Source organism: Geobacter sp. (assembly GCA_009684525.1).
Classification (GTDB): domain Bacteria; phylum Desulfobacterota; class Desulfuromonadia; order Geobacterales; family DSM-12255; genus Geoanaerobacter.
In genome coordinates this window covers 12,479-34,450 of record WKKR01000005.1, presented here as the reverse complement: position 1 = coordinate 34,450, position 21,972 = coordinate 12,479, and the positions used below count along the sequence as shown (strand labels likewise).

The following is a 21,972-nucleotide window of genomic DNA, read 5'->3' as shown; positions in this document are numbered from 1 at the left end:
TGAAAGGTTTACGAGCGCAACGCTCGGCTAATTCGGGAAAGATGACGGGATTTTACGTTTCTCCTTCCGGACAGAAAGAAATCATGCAAGGCCTCCGACTTCGGGGGCCTTTTTTTTGTGTCATTTTTTCTCCTGATTAAGAGTGCTTACGAAAAAATGAAGTGCCGGCAACGACGATGGCATTGCCGATGCTTTGTAGTGATTCAGAAACAGACTGGAATACTTACGAAATTGTCAGAAAAGGGAAACAGGCGGATGGGACTCAAGGGGTTGTGCATAGGGATGACGGGAGTGCTGGCGATCGGGCTGACCGCTCCGGTTTTCGCTGCCGAGGTGAAGGCCTCCTATCTCTATAACCTCTCCGACTTTACCGGGTCCAAACCGTTCAGCTCGGCAAAGATCACCCTGGCTCCGGTGAAGAATGAAATATATGCCATGGCCGGTGAATCGGTATCGGTGTTCAACAGTAGCGGCATGGAGGTCTACCGCTTCGACTATGACCCCACCCTGGGGGTTGTCGTGGATGTGGCGGTGGAGGAGAGCGGCGACATCATCGTCCTGGCCCAGCAGGGGGCAAAGTTCAGGCTGGTCCGCTGCAACTTCCGCGCTGAGCCGGTGGCGCCCATCGAACTGCACGGTGTGCCCGAAGGGTTTGCCTCCTTTGCCCCAAACCGGATCCTGCTCCGCAACGGCAGCCTCTACCTGGTGAGCATGGCAGGGATGCAGGTCCTGGTGGCTTCACCAGACGGCACGGTGCGTAAAGGATACGACCTGGCACACTCGCTGGAGTTTACCGAAAAGGAACGGGTCAACAGCGGTCTCGGCGGTTTCGAACTGGATCGGGACGGCAACTTCCTCTTCACGGTGCCTGCCATTGCCCGTGCCTATCGCCTGCTCGGCGATGGGACCGTCAAGTCGGTCGGCAAGCGGGGGAGTGCACCCGGACGCTTCGGGGTTATCTCCGGGATCGCGGCCGACAAGGCGGGCAACGTACTGGTTGCCGACACCCTCCGTTGCGTGGTGCTGGTGTTTGACAAGGATTTCAACTTCGTCAAGGAGTTCGGGGCGCGCGGCATCAAGCCCGGCAACCTCGTCGGTCCCGGCGATATCGCCGTGGACAGCGAGGACAGGGTTTATGTCAGCCAGCTCCGCAAGAGAGGGGTCAGTGTTTTCCAGCTTTCCCTGAGCTGATCGAATGATGAGGGCTCTGCATCCTGCCCGGGAAAGGGGTGAATGGGGAGGGATACGAAAAGGATGCGATTGAAAAGGAAGCAAGGAATTATTTTCGGAATGAAACAGCTCGCAGTTTCAAAGGGGCGATAAGCCTCGCAACATCCTCTGCTAGGGGTAAACCCATCGTAAGGTGGGGACACAAAGCCACAGATCCTCAGTTCAGCGACGAACCGGATGGCTGGGCCGCCAGAGAAAACCTTATGGAGGATAGACATGAAGAAAGCAACACAGGTAAGTCTCGCAGTAGCAGCATCCCTTCTCATCAGCGCACCGGCAGCATTTGCATTCCACTCAGGCGGTGTTGCCGAGTGCGAAGGGTGCCACACCATGCACAACTCCCTGGACGGCGCCGCTATGACGTCGGCAACCCCGCAGTTCCAGGCCGGCCCGTACCTCCTCCAGGGGAACGACGCCAGTTCTGCATGTCTCAACTGTCACCAGGGTAGCGCAGGCAGCTACCACATCTCCACCGCCGATGCCGACATGCCTGCCGGTACCGCTCCGCTGCAGATGACCCCCGGTGGCGACTTCGGCTGGTTGAAGAAGAGCTACACCTTCACCGTTCGCGGCAGTGCAGCGACCAACCCCGGTGAGCGCCACGGCCACAACATCGTAGCCGGCGATTACGGCTACGTTGCCGATGCCACGCTGACCGTAGCCCCCGGTGGCAGCTACCCCGCCGCCAACCTGGCATGCTCCAGCTGCCACGATCCCCACGGCAAGTATCGCCGTGACGCGACCGGCGCCATCGCTACTACCGGCCTGCCGATCAAGAACTCCGGTTCCTACAACACCAGCGCTGATCCGACCACCTGGGGCGCAGTCGGCGTTTACCGCATCCTCGGCGGCATCGGCTACCAGCCCAAGTCGCTGGCAGGTTCCTTCGGCTTCACCCAGCAGGTTCCGGCAGCCGTTGCTCCGTCCACCTACAACCGCTCTGAAGCAACCACCCAGACCCGCGTAGCTTACGGTAACAACATGTCGGAATGGTGCGCCAACTGCCACACCGGCCTCCTGCGCGGCTCCTACACCTCCGGCATGGGCGGGCTGACCCACCCGGCCGGCAACGGCGCCAAGCTCGGCGCTACCATTCTTGCCAACTACAATGCCTACGTGAAGTCGGGCGACATGAGCGGCACGTCTGCCAACTCCTACAACTCCCTCGTACCGTTCGAAATGGGTTCGACCGACTACACCGCCATGAAGGCCGTGGCACTCAACACCGACGCTCAGCTTGGTGGCGCCGATTCCAACTCCAACGTGAACTGCCTCTCCTGCCACCGCGCCCATGCTTCCGGCTTTGCCAGCATGCTCCGCTACGCTCACGAGAACGAGTTCATGACCATTGCTGACGCCAGCGGGAACTCCATCTACGATCCGAACAGCACCACCTCCGCCGTTTCCCAGGGCCTCACCGCCGCTGAGCAGCAGGCTGCCTACTACGGACGCGATGCAACCAAGTTCGCTCCTTACCAGCGCCTCCTGTGCAACAAGTGCCACGCCAAAGATTAATTCTCTGACCGTTGTGGCTCGGAACGGGGTCGGCCATGCGCCGACCCCGTTTTTAACCTTCTGCAGGCACGGGGGGGGTACGGCCGCGACACCGCCACGCCACCGGTTGATAGGGTGGTGTCTAGTCTGTTCTGTGATGGCTGGCATCTGCCAGCCTTGTTATTTTGCGGGGGGGCTGGTTAGAATTCTGTAAGCAAACCATGCCCGTATCGGACTTCCGCCCAGGCGGCGGTCCGGAGAATGCGGCGCATGTCCCCGTGGCAGGAGAGTGGATACCGCTGGCGCAATGAAGCGCCCAGGCGATGGAGCGCCGGTATCCTCCCCTTTGCCCGCGAGAAAGGAACAAGCTGTGCCGTTGTCCTTCGCTCTCCTCGTCTATGTCATGTTTTTCTGTTCGGGGGCTGCCGCCCTCATCTATCAGGTGGTCTGGGTTCGCTCCTTAAGCCTGGTGTTCGGCGGTTCCCATCTGGCAGTAACCACCGTGCTGGCGGTCTTCATGGCAGGTCTCGCCCTGGGGAGCCGGCTGCTCGGCAGGCGCGCCGAGGACCGGTCCTCGCTCCTGCGTCTCTATGGCATGCTGGAGATCGGGATAGCCCTTTCCGCGGTCGTGGTTGCTTTCCTGATGATGGCTTATCCCAAGATCTACGTCCCGCTGGCAACCCTGGCGGACAATTCTCCCCTCTACCTCTCCCTCATCCGCGTCCTTTTCTGCTGCATCGCCCTGATCGTGCCGACCACCCTGATGGGGGGCACCCTGCCGATCCTCTCGGCATTCATCGCGCAGCACAAGGGAACGCAGCGCGATGCGCTCCCGTTCCTCTACGCCTTCAACACCTTTGGCGCGGTTGCCGGGGCAAGCGTGGCCGGCTTCTATTTCCTTCCCACCCTTTCGGTATCCACCACCCTGGTGATCGCCATCGCCATCAACCTGGCAGTGGGCTCCCTGGCCATCTTTCTGCAGGGGCGGCTGCCGCTTTCAATGGCTGCCAGTGCCGATGCTGATGGAGAGCCCGACATCGAGCTGGTGCAGGAGCGGGTCGCAGACGATCCCCTGCCGTTTCGCCTGGTGCTCTGGGGGATTGGTGTCAGCGGCTTCTGCGCCTTGGGCTACGAGATCCTCTGGACCAGGATTCTCAGCATCGTCATCGGTGCCAGTGTCTACGGCTTCACCATCATGCTCTCAGCGTTCCTGGTGGGGATAGCGCTGGGGAGCTCCTGCTACGGCATCCTGGAGAACCGTCCTGGCAAAAGGGACGCCGGGCTGCGGACCGTGGCAGGTTTCGGGGTGGTGCAGATCGTCATCGGCCTGGCAGCTCTGGCAGTGACCTTTTTCATCCGGCACCTGCCGTCGGTGGCTCTCCTGTTCCAGAACCGGACCCTCTTCACCGGCATGGATTCCTTTGCGGCACGGCAGTTTTTCAGCCTGTTGCTCGCCTTTTCCTACATGCTGGTCCCGGCGTTTTTCATGGGTGTGGCCTTCCCGCTGGCCGGCAAGATCCACCTACGCTATCGCCGGCTGGTGGGGCACGCGGTCGGCGAAGTGCTGACCTGGAACACGGTCGGCGCCATCCTCGGCTCGGCGTTGAGCGGCTTTCTGCTGGTCTATCTGTTCGGGATCGAGCGATCGCTGCAGATGCTCACCCTGGTCAATATCGGCTTCGGTCTGGTGCTGCTCGCAAGCCTGTTGCGCAAGAGGGCGTTCATCTGGCTGGCAGCTGTGGTGCCGCTCGGCTGCATCGTCTTTCTGGCAGTGAACGACACTGCCCTGCGGGTCTGGAACCGGGACTACTTCGCCATTTACCGGGCCAACCAGCCCGAGGCCTTTGCCACGCCCGAGCAGGTGCAGGAGGCGTTGCAGAACACGGAAGTGCTCTATTACGGCGAAGGGGTGTCGTCCATTGTCAGTTCCATCAGGATCAAGGGGGGCGGATATCAGGCGTTCATCACCAATGGCCGGGTGGAGGCCACTACCCATGGTGAGGGGCTGCAGTGCCAGTACACCCTGGGGCATCTGCCGATGCTCCTGCACAAGAATCCGGAAAAGGTCTTCGTGCTCGGGACAGGGAGCGGCATGACCCTGGGTGCCGTATCGGTGCACCCCACGGTTCAGCGGATCGTGCTGGCCGAGATCGAGCCCAAGGTCCTGGGGGTGGCGCGGACCTTTGCCGAGTACAACCATGCCGTGCTGGACAACCCGAAGCTGCAGGTCGTCTTCAACGACGGCCGTAATTTCCTTTTGACCAGCGACGAGAAGTTCGACGTCATTACCGCAGACCCGATTCACCCCTGGTTCAGCGGCGCCGGCTATCTCTATACCGATGAGTATTTCAGGCTGGCGGCACAGCATCTCCGCCCCGGCGGCATCATCTGCCAGTGGCTGCCACTCTACGAACTGTCCCGCCAGGATCTGATGACCGTGGTCAAGACGCTACGCGAGCATTTCCGCTACACCATGATCTGGATGACCCACGACGACGCCGAACTGATCGGCAGCAATGAGCCGATTGTCATCGACGAAGAGGAGCTGGCGCGGCGGATCGCCGTGCCAGAGGTGAGCCGCGACCTGAAGATGGTCAACATGGGGAGTGCCACCGACCTGCTCAGCTACTTCGTGGCAGGACCGGTAGGAAGCGCTGCCTATGCCCGGGGAGGGTTGATCAATACCGACGACAACCTGTTCCTTGAGTTCTCAGCCCCCCGATCCATCGGCAAGTCCCGCCTCATGGCCGAGAACGTGGCAACGCTCCTTCGCTTCCGCGAGAGCATCCAGCCCTATCTGCACAAGCCTGCGGAAAAGGCTGCCAGGGATGAGCAGCTCAGACGCTGGTACAAGCTCGACCGGGCAGGGATGGAGGCCGGCGTTCTTCATGCCGAGTTCCTTGCCGGGGAGTACGATACCCCGAGCTTCCGGGAGGCGGCGCAGGCGTTCAACCGACAGTATCCCGACTATGCTCCTTGGCGTTTTCTCGAAAAGGAGTATTCTAAAGAAGTAGCGATGTCGCCGTCGCTTTTGGCCTTGATTCCGCTGCAGGTGATGAACGAACGGGGCCTGCCGGTGCGGATGGAGGTGTCTGCGGTAAAGGCGCCCGTCTCGCCCGGAATTGCCGAAGTGATGATCGTCGACAACAACGCGCGGGTCATCTTCGGGCAGCTTACGGTCCAGGGTGCCGATCGCGACGGTTTCATGAAGCGTTTTGCCTCCGACACCCTGGCTGAAGTCCAGAAGGCTTATCTGCAGGAGCGGAATGATGCCAGAGGGGAGAGGCGGCAGTTGCCGGGCATGGGCAGCATGACCGAGCGGGTGAGGATGATCGTTGCCCGTCAGGTCAATGTCTATCGGGCAGAGGCAGCAGGGGCGACACCGGCAAACTGATGCCGTGCCGCTGCGGTTGCGGTTTTCGGAGCATGTGCAGGTTGTCTGCAAGGGAGCCAGCGGGGTGGTTGTGAAGAGAGCTGGTACGACATTCGGGATGATTTCTCTGGGGCTCTTCATCCTTGCCGGGTGGGGGAGCGGTCCGGCTGTTGCCTTTCACGAAGGGGGGGCAGGGGAGTGCGAAGGGTGCCATTCCATCCACAACTCCTTCGAGGGGGCTCCCATGACAGCCAATGCCCCTCCCGGAAGCGGCAACCGCTATCTGCTCAAGGCGAGCGACCAGGGTTCGGTCTGCCTGAACTGCCATCAGCAGGCTGGCGACACCGGTCCCACCTCCTACCATGTCAGCACGGCCGAGGTGGACATGCCGATCGGTGCCCCGCCGCGCCAGTTGACGCCGGGTGGCGATTTCGGCTGGCTGAAGAAGAACTATCTCTGGATGCCGAGCCTGGGCGCGTCCATGCTCACCAGCAGTGGCGACAGCCACGGCCACAATATCGTGGCCCAGGATTACGGCTACCTGCAGGATGCAACAAAACTCTCCGCCCCCGGTGGGACCTATCCGGCCGCTTCGATGACTTGCATCAGCTGTCACGACCCCCACGGCAGATATCGCAGGAATGTCGACGGCAGCATCGCAACCGACGGCAAGCCGATCAAGGGCTCCGGTTCTCTGGCAGGCAGCGCCGATCCCGACACAACCTTTGCCGTCGGCGTCTACCGGATGCTGGGGGGGATCGGCTACAACCCCAAATCGCTGGGGGGGGCAAACCCCTTTTCCGCGAATCCGCCCCTGGCCGTAGCCCCTGATATCTACAACCGCTCGGAGAGTGTTTCCCAGACCAGGGTGGGGTATGGCAGCGGGATGTCGGAATGGTGCCGCAACTGCCATCCCAATATCCATACGGACAGCGCTCCGACGCCGCTTACGCATCCGACCGGCAGCAGCGGCACCCTGGGCTCGACGATCGCAGCCTATTACAACCAGTATGTGATGACCGGCGATCTTACCGGCATGGAAGCAACGTCCTATCTGTCGCTGGTCCCCTTTGAGGTCGGCACGACCAATTACCCGCTCCTCAAGTCGATCGTGACGGCCTTCCCGACCAAGGGGCCGTCCACTGCCGACGGTAACCCGGCCGTGATGTGCCTCTCCTGCCATCGTGCCCATGCCAGCGGCTGGGACGGCAGCATGCGCTGGAACAACAAGTCGTCCCTGATCGTCAACAGCGGTACCTATGCGCAGGAAGGACAGACATTCCAGCCGTACGGCCAGGGGAGGACCGAGCAGGAGGCCCTGCGCGCCAATTACGACATCCCGGCTTCCCGCTTTGCGACTGATCAGCAACCGCTCTGCCAGAAGTGCCATGCAACAGTCCCTCCCTGACCAGGTGTGGGCGGTGTATGATCCATCTCCCCTGCCCAGTGCCAGGGGATCGAGGAGTGTGTAGTGTTGAAGCGACTTATTCTGACCGTTTGCCTTGCCTGTCTGATCGCCGGATGCCTGGGCCCCCAACAGGCTATTCGCCGGCCGCTGATCGACGAAGGAGAGCTGTATCTCTACTGCGAACCGTTCCCGCCGGAGGCGAGCAGGCTACGGTTTTCCATTGCCGGTATCTCGGCGCTCAGGGACGATGGCATTGAGTTTCCCCTGACCGTGGAACTCGGCGAATTCAGGAGTTCCACCATGTCCCGCCAGCGGTTCTGCGCCTCGGGGATTCTTCCCCACGGCACGTACGTCGGCCTGCGCTACAAGATCAGGAACGCGGCCATGATGGGGGAGGATGGCGAGGGGGCGCTGCTGGTCCCGGAACAGCCCCATGCCAATGCCGTGAACTTCACGGTCAACAGCAGGAAGGCGACCATCCTGAACCTGAGCCTCAACTACCGCGAGTCCACTGCCGGCGGGATACGGTTTGTCCCTGCGTTCAACGCGTTGTTCGCCACCTCGCCGTTGCCGGGTCTGACCGGGTACCTCACCAATTCCGGTTCCAACACGATCATGGTCTTTGACAAGCGCTCGGCCCGTATCGGCAGGGTCATCGAAACCGGGAAGGGGCCGGCCGGGGTTGTGCTGGACCAGGTGCGCAGACGTGGCTACGTGGTGATTTCCGGTGAAGATGCCGTGGACGTGATCGATGCGGCTGAGCACGAGATCATGGCGCGCATCAGGCTGAATCCCGGCGATGCCCCCCGTTCCCTGGTCATTACCCCGGACGGGAAATACCTTGTCACGGCCAATACCGGCTCCAATACGGCGAGCATCCTGGATGCCCTCTCCCAGTTGGAGGTGGCGCGGATCCCGGTGGGGAACAGCCCCGAATACGTCATCCTCGACCGGAACGGCAAGCGGGCTTACGTCTTCAACCGCCTTTCCAATACGATCTCGGTGATCGACATCGAGGCGCGGCAGCTGGCATGGACCATCGCCACCGAGGCAGGGCCGCTCTACGGACAGTTCAACCGGAAGGGGGACCGACTGTACGTCTTCCACGAGTTGTCACCCTATCTACTGGTCATCGATCCGGTCAGTCAGACGGTGTTGAAGCGGGTGAACGCCGGCTCCGGGTCGAGCGCCCTGAAGGTGAATACCTTTACCGATCAGATCTATCTCGGCAAGCAGTTCGGTGGGGTCATCGACATCTATGACCCGTTCTCCTTCATCCCCGGCGATTTCCTGACGGTCAACGGCGGGGTGACCTACCTGACCATCGATGGTGAGGAGAACAACCTGTTGGTGCTGACTCCACGGAGCAGGGCGCTACGCATGGTGAACCTGGTGGGCAAGAAGGAACAGGCAGTGCTGGATACCGGCGAAGGACCTTTCTGGGTTGCAGTTTTTGGTGAAAGGTAAGGATGTTTGTGAGGTTTTCGGCCAGGATAGGCGCCATCCTGAGTCAGGTCTGTCTGATCGGGGTTTTCTGTCTGGTGGCTGCCGCTCCGGAGCGTGCAGTCGCCGAGGGGCTTGGCGGCTATCTGGAGTACAATTTCTCCAAATCGAACGGAGAGCAGCGCGACAGCAGCGGCACCCCCACGACCACCAACAGCACGTCGCTGCAGCAGCGTTACAGCCTGTCCATGGATAAGATGATCTACCCCAATCTGAGGTTTTCTGCCGGCGGCTATCTGGAGCGGACCGAGACGGATTTCGACAACTCGGGGCAGTCTACGAACAGCACCCTGAGCAAGTTCAACCCCTATGCCGACCTGAATCTCTCCAACCAGGTCATTTCGTCAGGGCTCGGCTTCAGCCGCAGAGAAGAGACCCTCTCGACCGAGGGTGGGGCATCGGCAACCACCATTGTGGAGAACTACAATGCCAAGTTTGGGTGGAAACCGGAGGGACTCCCCTCCCTGGACCTGCTCATGTCGCGGCTGAACTCTTACGATGCGAACCACGTCTCCCAGGATATCGTTTCCGACACCATCAACCTGAATTCCCGTTACAAGCCGGTACAGACGCTTGATCTCAGCTACCAGGGGAGCCTCAACACCCTGAATGACAACTTGACCGGGCTGGAGGTCCAGTCTCTTACCAACAGCATGCGCTTTGCCTATGGTGACCAGTTCTTCAGCGACCGGGTGTCACTGGCCACGAGCTACAACATCTCGACACGGGTCAATGACGTCACGCCCGGAGGTTCGGGGGAGGTCCGGACCTATCTGCGTCCGAACAGAGGATATTCGACAACGATAGAAGATCTGGTGTACAATCCCGACAGATACACTTTGGTTACTACGGCGAACGTAAACCCCAACCTGCTGGATAAAGGGGCACAGGTAACACTGGCAACCAAGAGCAATTTCCGCCCGAACAGCAATGTGGTGATGATTCTCGAATCGGCCTTCAACGTGTCGATCAACGAGATCAGGGTATTCGTGACGGTCGATAACAGCGACAACGATATCCCGGCCATATTCACGTCGAGATTCAACTGGAAGGTGTATTCCAGCGACGATGGCCTGACCTGGACCGAGGTCGGACCGGTGACGTCCACGTTCAACAATTTGCGGAATACGATCGGCAATGAAATCAGGCATGGGTTCGACCTGTCGTTCCCGACGATTGCCAACAAGCGCTACATCCAGGTGGTCACCGTTGCCCAGGAGATTACCGATGCCAATTACGGCGGGATTTCTCCCGCCAACATATCCGTGTACAACGTCGAGCCGTATTTCGTCGAATTCCTGCAGCCTGGTCAGACAAAGACCACGCACACACTCTCGGGCCTCTACGACCTGAACCTGAAAGTCAAGCTGCTGGAGGAGCCTTCCCTGTTCTACGACATGACCTTCACCCTGGATCATTCCAGCAACGATACGATATCATCGCAGCGCTATCTGGTGCTGAACGGGCTCAGCATGAACCACCGCTTCAATACGAAGCTGACCGGCAGTGCCCGTTTGGCCAGGGAGGATTCGATCGACCCGGAGCGGACCCGCTCTTCCAACACCTTGAGTCTTGCCCTGGCGGCCACTCCCTTGCCGACCCTGACCCATTCTCTGGTCTACAGCGGCCGGGTCGAGGAGGACAACGGTGCCAGCAAGGTGCAGAATTCGCTCTTTCTGACCAACTCGGCCGAGCTGTACCGGGGGGTGAACGTCAACCTTTCCGCCGGCGGCAGCATGGGGCGCGACGAAGTGGGGGTTGACCAAAAGAGCCTGCTCATTACGGCGGGGGCAAGCCTGCAGCCGCACCGGGCCCTGAGCATCAACCTCAGTTTCTCCGATTCGCGGCAATGGCTGACCGGGGGGGGCAAGCCAGACCAGTACATCTACACACAGCTGGGCGACATCTCCAGTACCTTCAATCCGCTGCGAAGCGTCTATCTGTTCGGCGGTTTCTCGTTCATCGCCCAGAACGACAAGAAGACCGAGTATACCCGCAACCTGGGGGGCTCCTGGTCCCCCTTCAAGGATGGGGCGCTGCTCTTGAACCTCTCCTATCGCGAGAGCGTTGCCACGGCCAGCGAAGAGACCAACCGGGCGTTTGTCAGCAGTCTGCGGTGGAATATCCGGAGCGGATCGTATCTGGATGTCTCCTATCTGATCACCAAGGACAGCTCGATTTCGCAGATAAACGATGCGAGGACCTTCAGTACTTCATTGCGACTGAGTTACTGAGGGAACGTTTATCTAGACGTGACCATATTTGACAGGGAGCTGTCCGAGTGGCGGAGATGGCGGATTGGCCGTCGGCCGGCACCGGGACGCTGAATCGGGAGTACACAGTGAGGAACGTATGATGACAGCAGTGCGAAGATCGATGCAAGGGGGCTTTTGGCGCAGATCCCTCTATGCCGTGCTCCTGGCGATGGCTGTGATGCTGGGGGGGTGTGCAGCCAATGTGGACGTGTACCGCGACGGGAACATGGACTTCGGCTCGATCCGTTCGGTGGCGGTGATGCCCTTTGCCAACCTTTCCAAGGACCAGTTGGCCGGGGAACGGGTCAGGGATGTCTTCAATACCATGCTGCTGGCGACCGGGGCGCTCTATTCCGTGCCGTCGGGCGAGGTGGCCCGCGGGATCACCAGTGCGGCGATTGCCAACCCGACAGCCCCGACGCCGGAAGAGGTGATGAAGCTGGCCAAGATGATCAAGGTCGATGCGGTCATCCTCGGGGTCCTGCGGGAGTACGGCGATGTCCGGTCGGGCACTGCCTCTGCGGATGTCATATCCCTGAGCCTGCAGATGGTGGAAGGCCAGACCGGCAGGATCGTCTGGTCGGCCAGCACAACCCAGGGGGGGATCAGCGTCGCCGACCGCCTGTTCGGCGGTGGCGGCAGGCCGATCAACGACGTTACCGAGAAGGCGGTCAATGAGCTTATTACGAAGCTTTTTGAATAGTCTTGCCCTGCTGTTCTTGATCCTTCTGGCAGGCTGCGCCGCTCCCCGGCTTCCTCTGCAGCTTGAGGCCGTGGCTCCGGAAAAGGAATGGCGGATTGCGGTCTTCCCCCTCGAAAACCTGAGCGGGGTACCGGCGCCGTTGAAGCAGATCCGGACCGACCTGGAAAAAGAGATGCTCACGGTGGGGTTGCGGATCGTTGACGCCGGTGAGGTGGACCGGTTCATGGCCAAGCACTGGATCAGGTACAGCGGCGGTATCGATACCACGGATGCCCAAGCCCTCTGGACGGAAACCGGCGCCGATGCGGTGCTGATCACCAACCTGGAGCTGTACGACGAGACCTATCCGCCGAAGTTTGCCTATATCTCCCGGCTCGTCACGACCGGTCCGGCCCCCGAGATCCTCTGGATGGATTCCGTCGGGCTGACCGGCAACGATTCTCCCGGCATCCTTGGCCTGGGGCTGATCGAGGATCCGGGCAAGCTGCGCATGAAGGCCCTGGGGATACTCAGCAGCTCCCTGGAGCGCTTTCTCGCCGATCCTGCCAATCGCAAAGGGGCACATGGCACGGTTGCCGACCGCTACGGCCCGCGCTTTCATTTCAAGTCCCTGGCGCTGCCGCAGGGAGAGAGGCCGACCATTGCCGTTGTGCCGTTTTTCAACGAAAGCACCCGCAAGCATGCAGGCGAAATCGCGGTGCTGCATTTCGTCCGGGAGCTAGTCCGTACCGGAGCCTTTAGCGTGATGGAGCCGGGAATACTGCGCGAGAAGATGCTCAACATGCGGATCATCATGCAGAACGGCATCTCCATCCCGTACGTCGATCTGCTCGTCAATGCGCTGGGCATCGATTATCTGCTGACGGGGAAGGTGTTCGAGTATCAGGATGTGAGTGGCGGCGGCGACAGCCCGAAGGTCGATTTTTCGGCGCAGGTGATCGAGAAGGCGACCAGGAAGGTAGTCTGGACTTCCAGCAGCTGGAACAGGGGAGACGATGGAGTATACTTTTATGATTGGGGCAGGGTCAACACGGCCAGTGCCCTTACCGGCCTGATGACCCGCACCCTGGTACGGGAACTGACAGCACGATGAATGAAGAACTCGTTGACACGATACAACAACCATAGCGAAAGAGAGGTCCCATGAAACTGAAGAGTCTGTCATTGCTGGCCATTGCGGGTGTCGTTTATTGCGGTTTGGCATCTGCACACGCTGCGGAGGGCGCGAAGACAGCGCAGAAGCCGGAGCAGCAACAAGCTGCCGCCAAAGGAGCGACTCCGGCCCTGGAGGCCCCCTCCCTCAACCTGAAGGTGCCGATTTTCTCGCCGCAGTTTGCGCAGTTCCCGGTGGCAATGGTGAATGACGAGAAGATAACCCTGGAGGAACTGACCAAGTCTCTCGGCTCTGTCCATGAGGATATGACTGAAGGAAAGACCGCGCGGAAGAAGGATTTTGCCGATCTGCTCAAGCGTCTCATCAATTCCCAGCTGATCATCCAGGAAGGGCGCAACATGGGGCTCGATCAGCTGGAAGAGGTAAAGAAGGCGGTGGGCAGCTTCCAGAAGAAGCTTTTGCGTGAGACCCTGCTGAAGGAGCAGGTCAAGGATGTGAAGGTCCCGGAGAAAGACCTGGAGAAGGCGTATCGCGAGGAGACCAGGGAGTGGCAGCTGAAGTCGATCATTTTCGAGAAGGAAGCCGATGCGAAAGCCATGGAAAAGGGGCTGAAGGGAGGTAAGAAGTTCGACGCCCTGTTCGACGCGGCAATCAAGGCAGGGTCTGCCAAGGAGGGGGGCAAGGCCAGCGAATTCATCACCAGGGAAAACATCCATCCGGTCATGCTGAAGATGCTTCTCCCCATGAAAGAGGGCCAGGTGAGCGACGTGCTGCCGCTGGAGAAGGGGTTCCTGGTCTTCAGGGTCGAAGGGATGAAGTCGAAGGATGATCCGGCCGTGAAGGAAAAGGTGCACCAGGACCTCCTTACCAAGGCCCGGTTGAAGACCCTGGAAAATTTCCGCGACGGGCTCATCAAGAAGTATGCGAAAAAGAACAAGAAGCTGATCGACAAGCTGGACTTCGAGGCAAAGAAGCCCGGTTTCGAGAGTTTCCTCACGGACAAGCGGGCAATTGTGGAGATCAAAGGGGAGGCACCGGTAACGGTCGCCGATCTGGCCGAGGCGATCAAGGCCAAGTTTTTCCATGGCGTGGAGCAGGCGACCAAATCGAAGAAGGTGAACAAGTCCAAGGAAGAACTGATCCTGCAGATCCTGGAGACCCGTGTCATCGAAAAGGAAGCCAGGGAGCGCAAACTGGACAAGGACGAAGCGCTCAGGGCAAAGGTGAAGTCCTACGAGAATTCGCTCGTCTTCGGCACCTTCGTGGACAAGGTCATCAAGCCTGAAATCAAGCTGACCGACGATGAACTCCAGGCCTACTATCGTGAGCATGCCAAGGAGTTCACCTCCGAAGCAAAATACAAGCTGGATGCCATTACCTTCAAGACGGCCGCAGAGGCGGAGGCTGCCGTAGAAAAGCTCCGTCAGGGGATGGATTTCAAGTGGTTCAAGGCCAATGCCGATGGGCACATAACGGAAAGCGAGGCAGTGCATAACCTGTTCGAGGGCGATTTCGTTCTCGCATCGGATATGCCGGAGTCGTTCCAGAAGACGCTGACCGGAGCCGTAACCGGGGATTACCGGGTTGTTGCGGGGCCGACCGAGAGTTATGCCGTGTATGTCCAGGAGGTCAGCCCGCTGCAGACCCTGCCGTTCTCAGTGGTGGAAGGGGATATCCGCAAGGCGATCTTTTTCAAAAAGCTGAATGCGGATGTGGAATCGTGGGCGGAAAAGTTGAGAAATGCCTCTGATGTCACCATATATGCCGATTTTGGACAATAGGGAGATGCCATGCGTATGACTGCAACAAGACGGATCGGAGTAGTGACCGGGTTCCTGCTACTCGTGTGTGGTCTGATTTTGCCCGGTATGGTGGTTGAGAGCCATGCCGCGAAAAAATTTGCCCGCAAGGAGTGCATGGACTGCCACACCAAGTTCGCTGACAAGTACTTCTCCATGAAGTACCAGCACACCATTGTCAAGGAACAGAAGTGCGAGGGGTGCCACATCCGGCACGGTATCATCCCCAAGATGCTGCTGAAGAAGGATGGCAACCAGGTCTGTTATGAGTGCCATGCCAAGGACAAGCTGGGGCTCACCAAGAAACGGGTCCATACCCCGCTCGTTTCGGGCAAATGCACCATCTGCCACAACCCCCACGGGTCGAATTCCCCCCATCTGCTCTCGGCCGAGGGGAAGGAGGCCTGCTACACCTGCCACAAGAAAGAGCTCTACGAGAAAAAGGTGGTGCACAAGGTTATCCTCGACAAGGGATGCCTGGCTTGCCACCTTGCCCACAGCTCCGACGAGGCGAACCTGCTGATCAAAACCGAGCCGGCACTCTGTCTTGAATGCCACGACAGCGGCAGCGGTTCGTTCAAAAAGGCGCATGCCAACTACCCGGTGCAGGGGAAACGTTGTACGCCCTGCCACAACCCCCACTCTTCCGAGCAGCCCAAGCTGTTGAAGACGAGCATGCACAACCCGGTGGCCACCCAGGGGTGCGACGGCTGCCATGCTGCGGCAACGTCGCAGAACCCGTTCAGCGTCTCCCTGAAAGGTTCGGAGCTCTGCCTGCAATGCCACGACCTTGCCAAGTTGAAGGCAGGCGGCATGGTTGAGCACGCCCCCTTCAAGAGCGGGGAGTGCCTCTCCTGCCACAACCCCCATATCTCGGAATTCCCGTCCCTGCTCGTCGCAGACGGCAATAAGCTCTGCTTTACCTGTCACAAGGACAAGGCCGAGAATGTTGCGTTCAAACATGCTCCCCTGGGGGCCGGCAAGGGGTGCCTCTCCTGTCACAAGCCTCATGCCGCACCGGTCAAGGGCCTTCTCTCTTTGAAAGAGGCGGATCTCTGCTATTCCTGCCATGCCAAGACCAAGGATGCACTGAAGAGTAAATCCATGCATGAGCCGTTCAAGGGGGGGGAGTGTCTCGGCTGTCACAATCCCCACGGTTCCAATTTTGCGGCGATGTTCAAGGACCGGACCGATACGGTCTGTTACGGCTGCCATTCGGATTCGGAACCCAAATTCAAGAAGACCTTCACCCATAAGCCGGTACTGACCGGCGAATGCATCTCCTGCCACATGGGCCACGGTGCTCCTGAAGCCAAGCTGCTGAAGGCGACGGCTCCCAAGCTCTGTAGCTCCTGCCATGCCGATCTTCTCAAGCAGGAGACGGCCGGATCGCTGCACATGCCGTTCAAAGACGGGGAGTGCCTGACCTGCCATGATTCCCACGGCAGCAACGTCACCGGCATGCTGGTCAAGCCGCAGGCCCAGGTCTGTGCAGACTGCCATGGGGCACTCACCAAAGGGATCGAAAAGGCCGGATCGAAACACGCGCCCTTCATGGATGGCTCCTGTTCCAAGTGCCACAGCCCCCACAAGGCGAAGCTGCCCAAACTGATGCTGGCCCAGGGACCGGATCTCTGCTACATCTGTCACAAGGCGACCAAGGAGAAACTGGAGAAGGAGAAGCCGCACGACCCGGCAAAGAAAGACTGCATGACCTGTCACAAGCCGCACTTCAGCGCGGAACCTTCTCTTGAGGCCATGCCGGTCCGGGACCTCTGCGCCCAGTGCCATGAACCGGGCAGTGCGGCGTTCAACAAGGCCCATCTCTCGATTCCGGCAGCGGTCATGACCTGTATGAAGTGTCACGACCCCCATGCATCCAAGGACCCCAAGTTCTTCAAGAGCACGGTCCACGCACCGTTCGCCGGCAGATCGTGCGACGAGTGCCACACCATAGCCAAACCTTGATGAGGAGAGGGATATGAGTTTATCGAAAGTTATTTTACTGCTGACAGGGGTGATGCTGGCCTGGTCGGTGCCGCTCCTGCATGCCAAGGACAATGACCTGCAGTTCAAGCTGAAGCCGGGAGCGAACGGCAAGCTCTGCCTGAAATGCCACACACCCTTCCAGGAGAAGCTCACCCGGCCGTTCGTCCATACGCCTTTGAAAAAGGGGGACTGCACCGGGTGTCACAACCCCCATACGTCGGACCATGGCAAGCTTCTCGATGCCGAAGGTAAAGGGATCTGTGCAACCTGTCACAGCCCGGTCATCGGCAGCAAGCCGCTCAGCGTGCATAAGCCGGTTGCCGACGGCGAATGCATGAAATGCCATGATCCCCATGCGGCAGGCAGCAAGTACAACCTGGTGAAGGAGGGGAGCCAGCTCTGTTTTTCGTGCCACAAGGCCATGGGAGAGGCGCTGGCAAAGGTCAAGTTCCATCACAGTCCGGTCGCCAAGGGGTGCCTGACCTGCCATCTGCCCCATGCCTCCGACAAAGCGACCTTTCTGTTGAAGGACGATGTGACGGCGCTCTGTCTCGGCTGTCACAAGGCCGACAAGCCGCTGTTCATCAAGAAGCACATGGGCTATCCGGTGGCATCGTCGCGCTGTACCGGCTGTCACGATCCCCATGGTTCCAACGTGGCGGGGATACTCTATGACAACGTCCACAAGCCGGTTGCCAACCGGATGTGCAACCAGTGCCACGAAGAGCCGACATCTGCCACTCCGCTCAAGACAAAGAAGGCAGGCATCGATCTCTGCCGCGGCTGTCACAACGACATGTTCAATACCACCTTTGCCAAGAACCGGATTCATTGGCCGCTCATGACGCAAAAGGGGTGCCTTTCCTGCCATAACCCCCATGCCGGCAAGCAGAAGGGCATCCTGCGGGCGCCGATGGCCCAGTTGTGCGGGGGATGCCATGCCGATACCATGAAACGCCAGCAGAAGATCATCTCCAAGCACGAGCCGGTCGTTGAGGGGCGGTGCACTGCATGCCACGACCCCCATGCCTCGGATTTCCTCTTCCTGACAAAGAAGAAGGCTGACTATGATCTCTGTGTCACCTGTCATGACTGGGGCAAGCACTCCACGCACCCGATCGGCGAGAAGACCCGCGATCCGCGCAACAAGAACCTGGGGATCGGCTGCGCCAGCTGCCACCGTTCCCATGGAACCGAGTTCAAGAAGATGCTCTATTTCCCGACTACGACAGAAATGTGCATCCAGTGCCATGAACAGTTCAAGAGGTGATTCCATGAAACGATATGTCAGTGCCGTCCTCTGTTGCCTGGTCATGGGTGTTGCCACCCATGCCCGGGCAGCGGACACCATTAAATTCAAGTTCCTCAATGCCGTCTACCTCGATGTGAAGGGGGCGCCGCTCTATTCCCCCGAAGGGGTGGTCTGTGCCGGCAAGTCTTCGGTTGTCGTTGCCGATTCAGGGAATGGCAGACTGGTCAAATACCAGCTGACCAACGATGAACTCAAGGACGGGATCGAGATCAAGGCTGCCCAGATTTCCTATCCCATCCGCGTGGCCGCCAATACCAAAGGCGAGCTGTTCGTGCTGGACGGCAAGACCCGCAAGGTTGTCCGTCTTGCCGCCGATGGCACCTTCCTCGGCTACCTTGACCCCCAGAACGTCCCGGAACCCTCGGCGTTCGTTGCTCGCAGCCTCGCAACGGACAAGGGGGACAACCTCTACCTCCTGGACATCCTCGGGGAACGGGTGCTCATCCTCGATCCCGCAGGAAAATTCCTGCGTCAGATCCCTTTCCCCAAGGGCTACGGATTCTTTTCCGACCTCAATGTCGACCAGCGGGGAAATATCCTGGTGCTTGACAGTGTGAAGGGGGAGGTCATCAAGGCTGCCAAGGATGCCGCGGCATTCCAGACCCTTGCCACGGGTCTGCAGGCATACCTCTATTTTTCCGTCAGTATTGAAACGGACAACCAGGGGCGGATCTTCCTCCTGGACCAGAACGACAATGCGGTTATCCTCCTTGGCCAGGACGGCTCCTTCCAGGGTCGTTACCTGGGGATGGGGTGGAAGGGGGGCCAACTCTATTATCCGTCCCAGGCATGCGTGACCGAATCGGGAGATTTCGTCATAGCTGACAGGAACAACAACCGGCTGCAACTATTCAAGATTCAGTGAGTGGTTTCGTTTTCTGCAGATCGGGAGGGCACATGTCGCTGCAATGGTGCATAGTGGCCGCGGCAGTCCTGGCCTTGCCGGCAATCGGGGGGGCAGAGCTGTTTCATAATGGCAGTGTCGGGAACTGTGACGGATGCCATACGCGGTCCAGGGCAGAGGGGTCGGCAACCAGTGGATTCCAGAATTCCACCACGGCGACCGGTGCTGCCCAAGCGGGATACATGCTTAATGGTTCCGATCCGGGCTCGACCTGTCTCAATTGCCACGGTACACCGAACAATATGCACCGGGCCTCGGGTCATTTCGTGGCCACGGGGAACGAGGATCTGCTGGGGAATATCCCTCCGACGCAGTTAACCCCCGGAGGGGATTTCGGCTGGCTGAAAAAAAGTTATCGCTGGTCCAGGGAGGGTGGCGCATCGGCATTCCAGGGGGAGTCGAGCCCGGGTGAGCGCCATGGGCACAACATCGTTGCTGCGGATTATGGTTATTCGGCAGATACCAGCAATCCGATCGCTCCCGGCGGAACCTATCCGGCAGAGGGGTTTAGCTGCATCAGCTGTCATGATCCCCACGGCAATTACCGGCGGGGGGCAGATGGTGCCACACGTTCCGCCGGTTTTCCGATCAAGTCCTCGGGTTCGTATGCGGACAGCCCTGATCCCGACACGGAGCATACCGTCGGTTCCTACCGCCTGCTGGCAGGTCGCGGCTATCAACCGAAAAGCCTGCAGGGGGATTATGCCTTTACGGCAGATCCCCCTGCAGCAGTCTCACCGGCACTTTTCAACCGGTCCGAGACATTGACCGATACCCGGGTCGCCTATGGGAAAAGCATGTCGGAATGGTGCCAGAACTGCCATACCAGTTCCCACAAAAATGGTGGGCACCCGGCGGGCAACACCGCAAGGTTTTCCACGGAAACGGTCAGGATCTATAATACCTATGTTGCTTCCGGAAACACTACCGGCAAGGTTCCCGAGTCATACTCGTCTCTGGTCCCTTACGAGATGGGAACCGATGAGTATGCCACCTTGAAAAGGACTGCCAACAGCGACGGTAGTGATCGAAACGGCCCCAAAGAGAGGCCGAATGTCTTTTGCCTGAGCTGTCATCGCGCACATGCCTCTGGGTGGGATCATATGACCCGGTGGAACATGAAAGCGGAGATGATCCTTTCCGAGGGAAAATTCCCCGGGGTCGATAACGACTCGCCCCCCATGCTCTCCCAGGGGAGAACATCGCTCGAGACGCAACGGGCGCTCTATGACCGCCCACCCCGTTCGTTTTCCACTTACCAGCGTGGACTTTGCAGCAAATGCCATGCAAAGGACTGATGCCAGGCCACTGGGCATGGCCTGCTCGGTAGTCCGGTCTTTTCCCCCTCCTGTTCAATCCTTTACCAAACTCCCCTTGTTCGCGGAACGACAATCATGCTGAAGAGTTACGAAACGCATCTGGTGCCTCATGTGCAAATCTGTGCCAGCATGGCTGGCCGGAAATCTGATGACATAGCCTGATATCAAGTGGTTGCGATTGGCCGCCTCTTTGCTGAACCGTGTACAGGTTCAGCAGGAGGGGGTTATGCACAATCGATCCAGGGGTCTGAGACGTCAACGGGGAGCGGTACTGGCCTTTCTTGCCGTATTGACCATTCACGTACATGCGGCTGCCCAGGAGAATTTCCATAACGGTTCCATCGGCAGATGTGAAGGATGCCACGGCAGGCCTGCCAGTACCGGGCAGGTGGGCGATGAAGCCTCGGAGGCCTTTGGACAGCCATCGTTCATGCTGAAGGGGGCGGATGCCAGTTCAACCTGTCTGATCTGCCATGAGGCGCCAGCAGGCCTCAATCAGCCGCGCGATCATTATGTTGCCTCGAACGGTTCCCTGTTGACTCCGGGTATGCCACCGAGCCAATTGACGCCAGCCGGTGATTTCGGCTGGCTCAAGAAGACCTATCGCTGGATGCCGTCGGAGTGGCAAGGCCAACGGTGGGAGGAAAGCAGCCCAGGGGAGCGGCATGGCCACAACATCGTTGCCCTGGAATTTGGCTACATGCCTGATGGGAGGAACACGGTGGCACCCGGAGGGACATACCCGTCCCAGGCTCTCTCCTGTACGAGCTGTCATGACCCCCATGGCGATTACAAGCGTTTCCCGAACGGTATCGTCGTGGAAAGGGGAAATGCCGCGGCCGGTTCCGGTTCCTACAACACCAGCCAGATTCCGACGGCAACGCGGTCTGTGGGAGTCTACCGGCTCCTGGCTGGCAAAGGGTATCGTCCGAAGGATGCCGCGGGTGTTCAGGAATTCCTGGCAGATCCACCCGCTGCAGTGGCGCCGGCTTCCTACAATCGCTCGGAACGTGCTGCCGATACCAGGGTGGCGTACGGGAGCGGGATGTCGGAGTGGTGCCTGAACTGCCACCAGCAAATTCATGGCAGCGGAAGCGGGCTCGGCCACCCCACGGGGCGTGGAGCCCGGTTGACCGGCCAGATTGCCGCCAACTACAATGCCTATGTAGGCAGTGGCAATATAAACGGTGCTCCGGCAGAGGCCTACACGTCCATGGTTCCTTTCGAGATGGGGACTGATGACTATGCCGTCCTCAAATCGGCGGCAAACAGCGATGGTTCGTATCGCAGGGGGGTTGAGGGCGGCGGCTCGCCGCAGGTGATGTGTCTCACCTGCCATCGAGCCCATGCTTCAGGATGGGACGGTATGACACGCTGGAACACCCATTCGGAATTCATCGTCCATAATGGGAGATATCCCGGTGTCGATATGTTTGCTTCTGCGGAGTTTGCCCAGGGTCGGACGACCGCTGAGGTCAGCAAGACGTTTTACGACCGCAAGCCGTCGGATTATGCCAGTTATCAGCGCAGTCTTTGCAATAAATGCCATGTAAAGGATTAAGATTGCAG

General features: G+C 59.4%; 14 protein-coding genes and 1 riboswitch. All 14 genes read left to right on the top strand.

What is annotated here, in order from left to right:
• The first annotated feature begins 282 nt into the window (after positions 1–282).
• Positions 283–1,191 (top strand): hypothetical protein, encoded by a 909-nt coding sequence (locus tag GJT30_15020; protein MSM40925.1) that lies wholly within the window; start codon positions 283–285, stop codon positions 1,189–1,191.
• A gap of 145 nt (positions 1,192–1,336) precedes the next feature.
• Positions 1,337–1,424: riboswitch (cyclic di-GMP riboswitch) on the top strand.
• 22 nt (positions 1,425–1,446) lie between these two features.
• Positions 1,447–2,745, top strand: coding sequence for a cytochrome C (locus GJT30_15015; GenBank protein ID MSM40924.1), 1,299 nt, complete (start codon positions 1,447–1,449; stop codon positions 2,743–2,745).
• Positions 2,746–3,031: 286 nt separating this feature from the next.
• Complete coding sequence (locus GJT30_15010; GenBank protein MSM40923.1) at positions 3,032–6,118, top strand: spermidine synthase; 3,087 nt, start codon at positions 3,032–3,034, stop codon at positions 6,116–6,118.
• A 97-nt stretch (positions 6,119–6,215) separates the two neighbouring features.
• Entirely contained in the window at positions 6,216–7,505 is a 1,290-nt protein-coding gene (locus tag GJT30_15005) for a cytochrome C (protein MSM40922.1), read from the top strand.
• A 63-nt stretch (positions 7,506–7,568) separates the two neighbouring features.
• On the top strand, positions 7,569–8,972 hold the full coding sequence (locus GJT30_15000; GenBank protein ID MSM40921.1) for a hypothetical protein: 1,404 nt from the start codon (positions 7,569–7,571) through the stop codon (positions 8,970–8,972).
• Between the two features lie 8 nt (positions 8,973–8,980).
• The gene (locus tag GJT30_14995) at positions 8,981–11,242 is read left to right on the top strand and encodes a hypothetical protein (protein MSM40920.1); all 2,262 of its coding nucleotides are present in this window, start codon (positions 8,981–8,983) and stop codon (positions 11,240–11,242) included.
• 121 nt (positions 11,243–11,363) lie between these two features.
• On the top strand, positions 11,364–11,966 hold the full coding sequence (locus GJT30_14990) for a penicillin-binding protein activator LpoB (GenBank protein ID MSM40919.1): 603 nt from the start codon (positions 11,364–11,366) through the stop codon (positions 11,964–11,966).
• Positions 11,959–13,059 carry a hypothetical protein gene (locus tag GJT30_14985; protein ID MSM40918.1) on the top strand — a complete coding sequence of 367 codons (1,101 nt, stop codon included), beginning with the start codon at positions 11,959–11,961 and terminating at the stop codon, positions 13,057–13,059. Before GJT30_14990 ends, GJT30_14985 begins: the two co-directional genes overlap by 8 nt.
• A 50-nt stretch (positions 13,060–13,109) precedes the next feature.
• The gene (locus GJT30_14980) at positions 13,110–14,861 is read left to right on the top strand and encodes a hypothetical protein (protein MSM40917.1); all 1,752 of its coding nucleotides are present in this window, start codon (positions 13,110–13,112) and stop codon (positions 14,859–14,861) included.
• 87 nt (positions 14,862–14,948) lie between these two features.
• On the top strand, positions 14,949–16,847 hold the full coding sequence (locus GJT30_14975) for a cytochrome C (GenBank protein ID MSM40916.1): 1,899 nt from the start codon (positions 14,949–14,951) through the stop codon (positions 16,845–16,847).
• Between the two features lie 13 nt (positions 16,848–16,860).
• The gene (locus GJT30_14970) at positions 16,861–18,138 is read left to right on the top strand and encodes a cytochrome C (protein MSM40915.1); all 1,278 of its coding nucleotides are present in this window, start codon (positions 16,861–16,863) and stop codon (positions 18,136–18,138) included.
• 4 nt (positions 18,139–18,142) lie between these two features.
• On the top strand, positions 18,143–19,045 hold the full coding sequence (locus tag GJT30_14965; protein MSM40914.1) for a hypothetical protein: 903 nt from the start codon (positions 18,143–18,145) through the stop codon (positions 19,043–19,045).
• Positions 19,046–19,077: 32 nt separating this feature from the next.
• On the top strand, positions 19,078–20,382 hold the full coding sequence (locus GJT30_14960) for a cytochrome C (protein ID MSM40913.1): 1,305 nt from the start codon (positions 19,078–19,080) through the stop codon (positions 20,380–20,382).
• A gap of 247 nt (positions 20,383–20,629) precedes the next feature.
• Complete coding sequence (locus GJT30_14955) at positions 20,630–21,964, top strand: cytochrome C (GenBank protein ID MSM40912.1); 1,335 nt, start codon at positions 20,630–20,632, stop codon at positions 21,962–21,964.
• Positions 21,965–21,972: the final 8 nt, after the last annotated feature.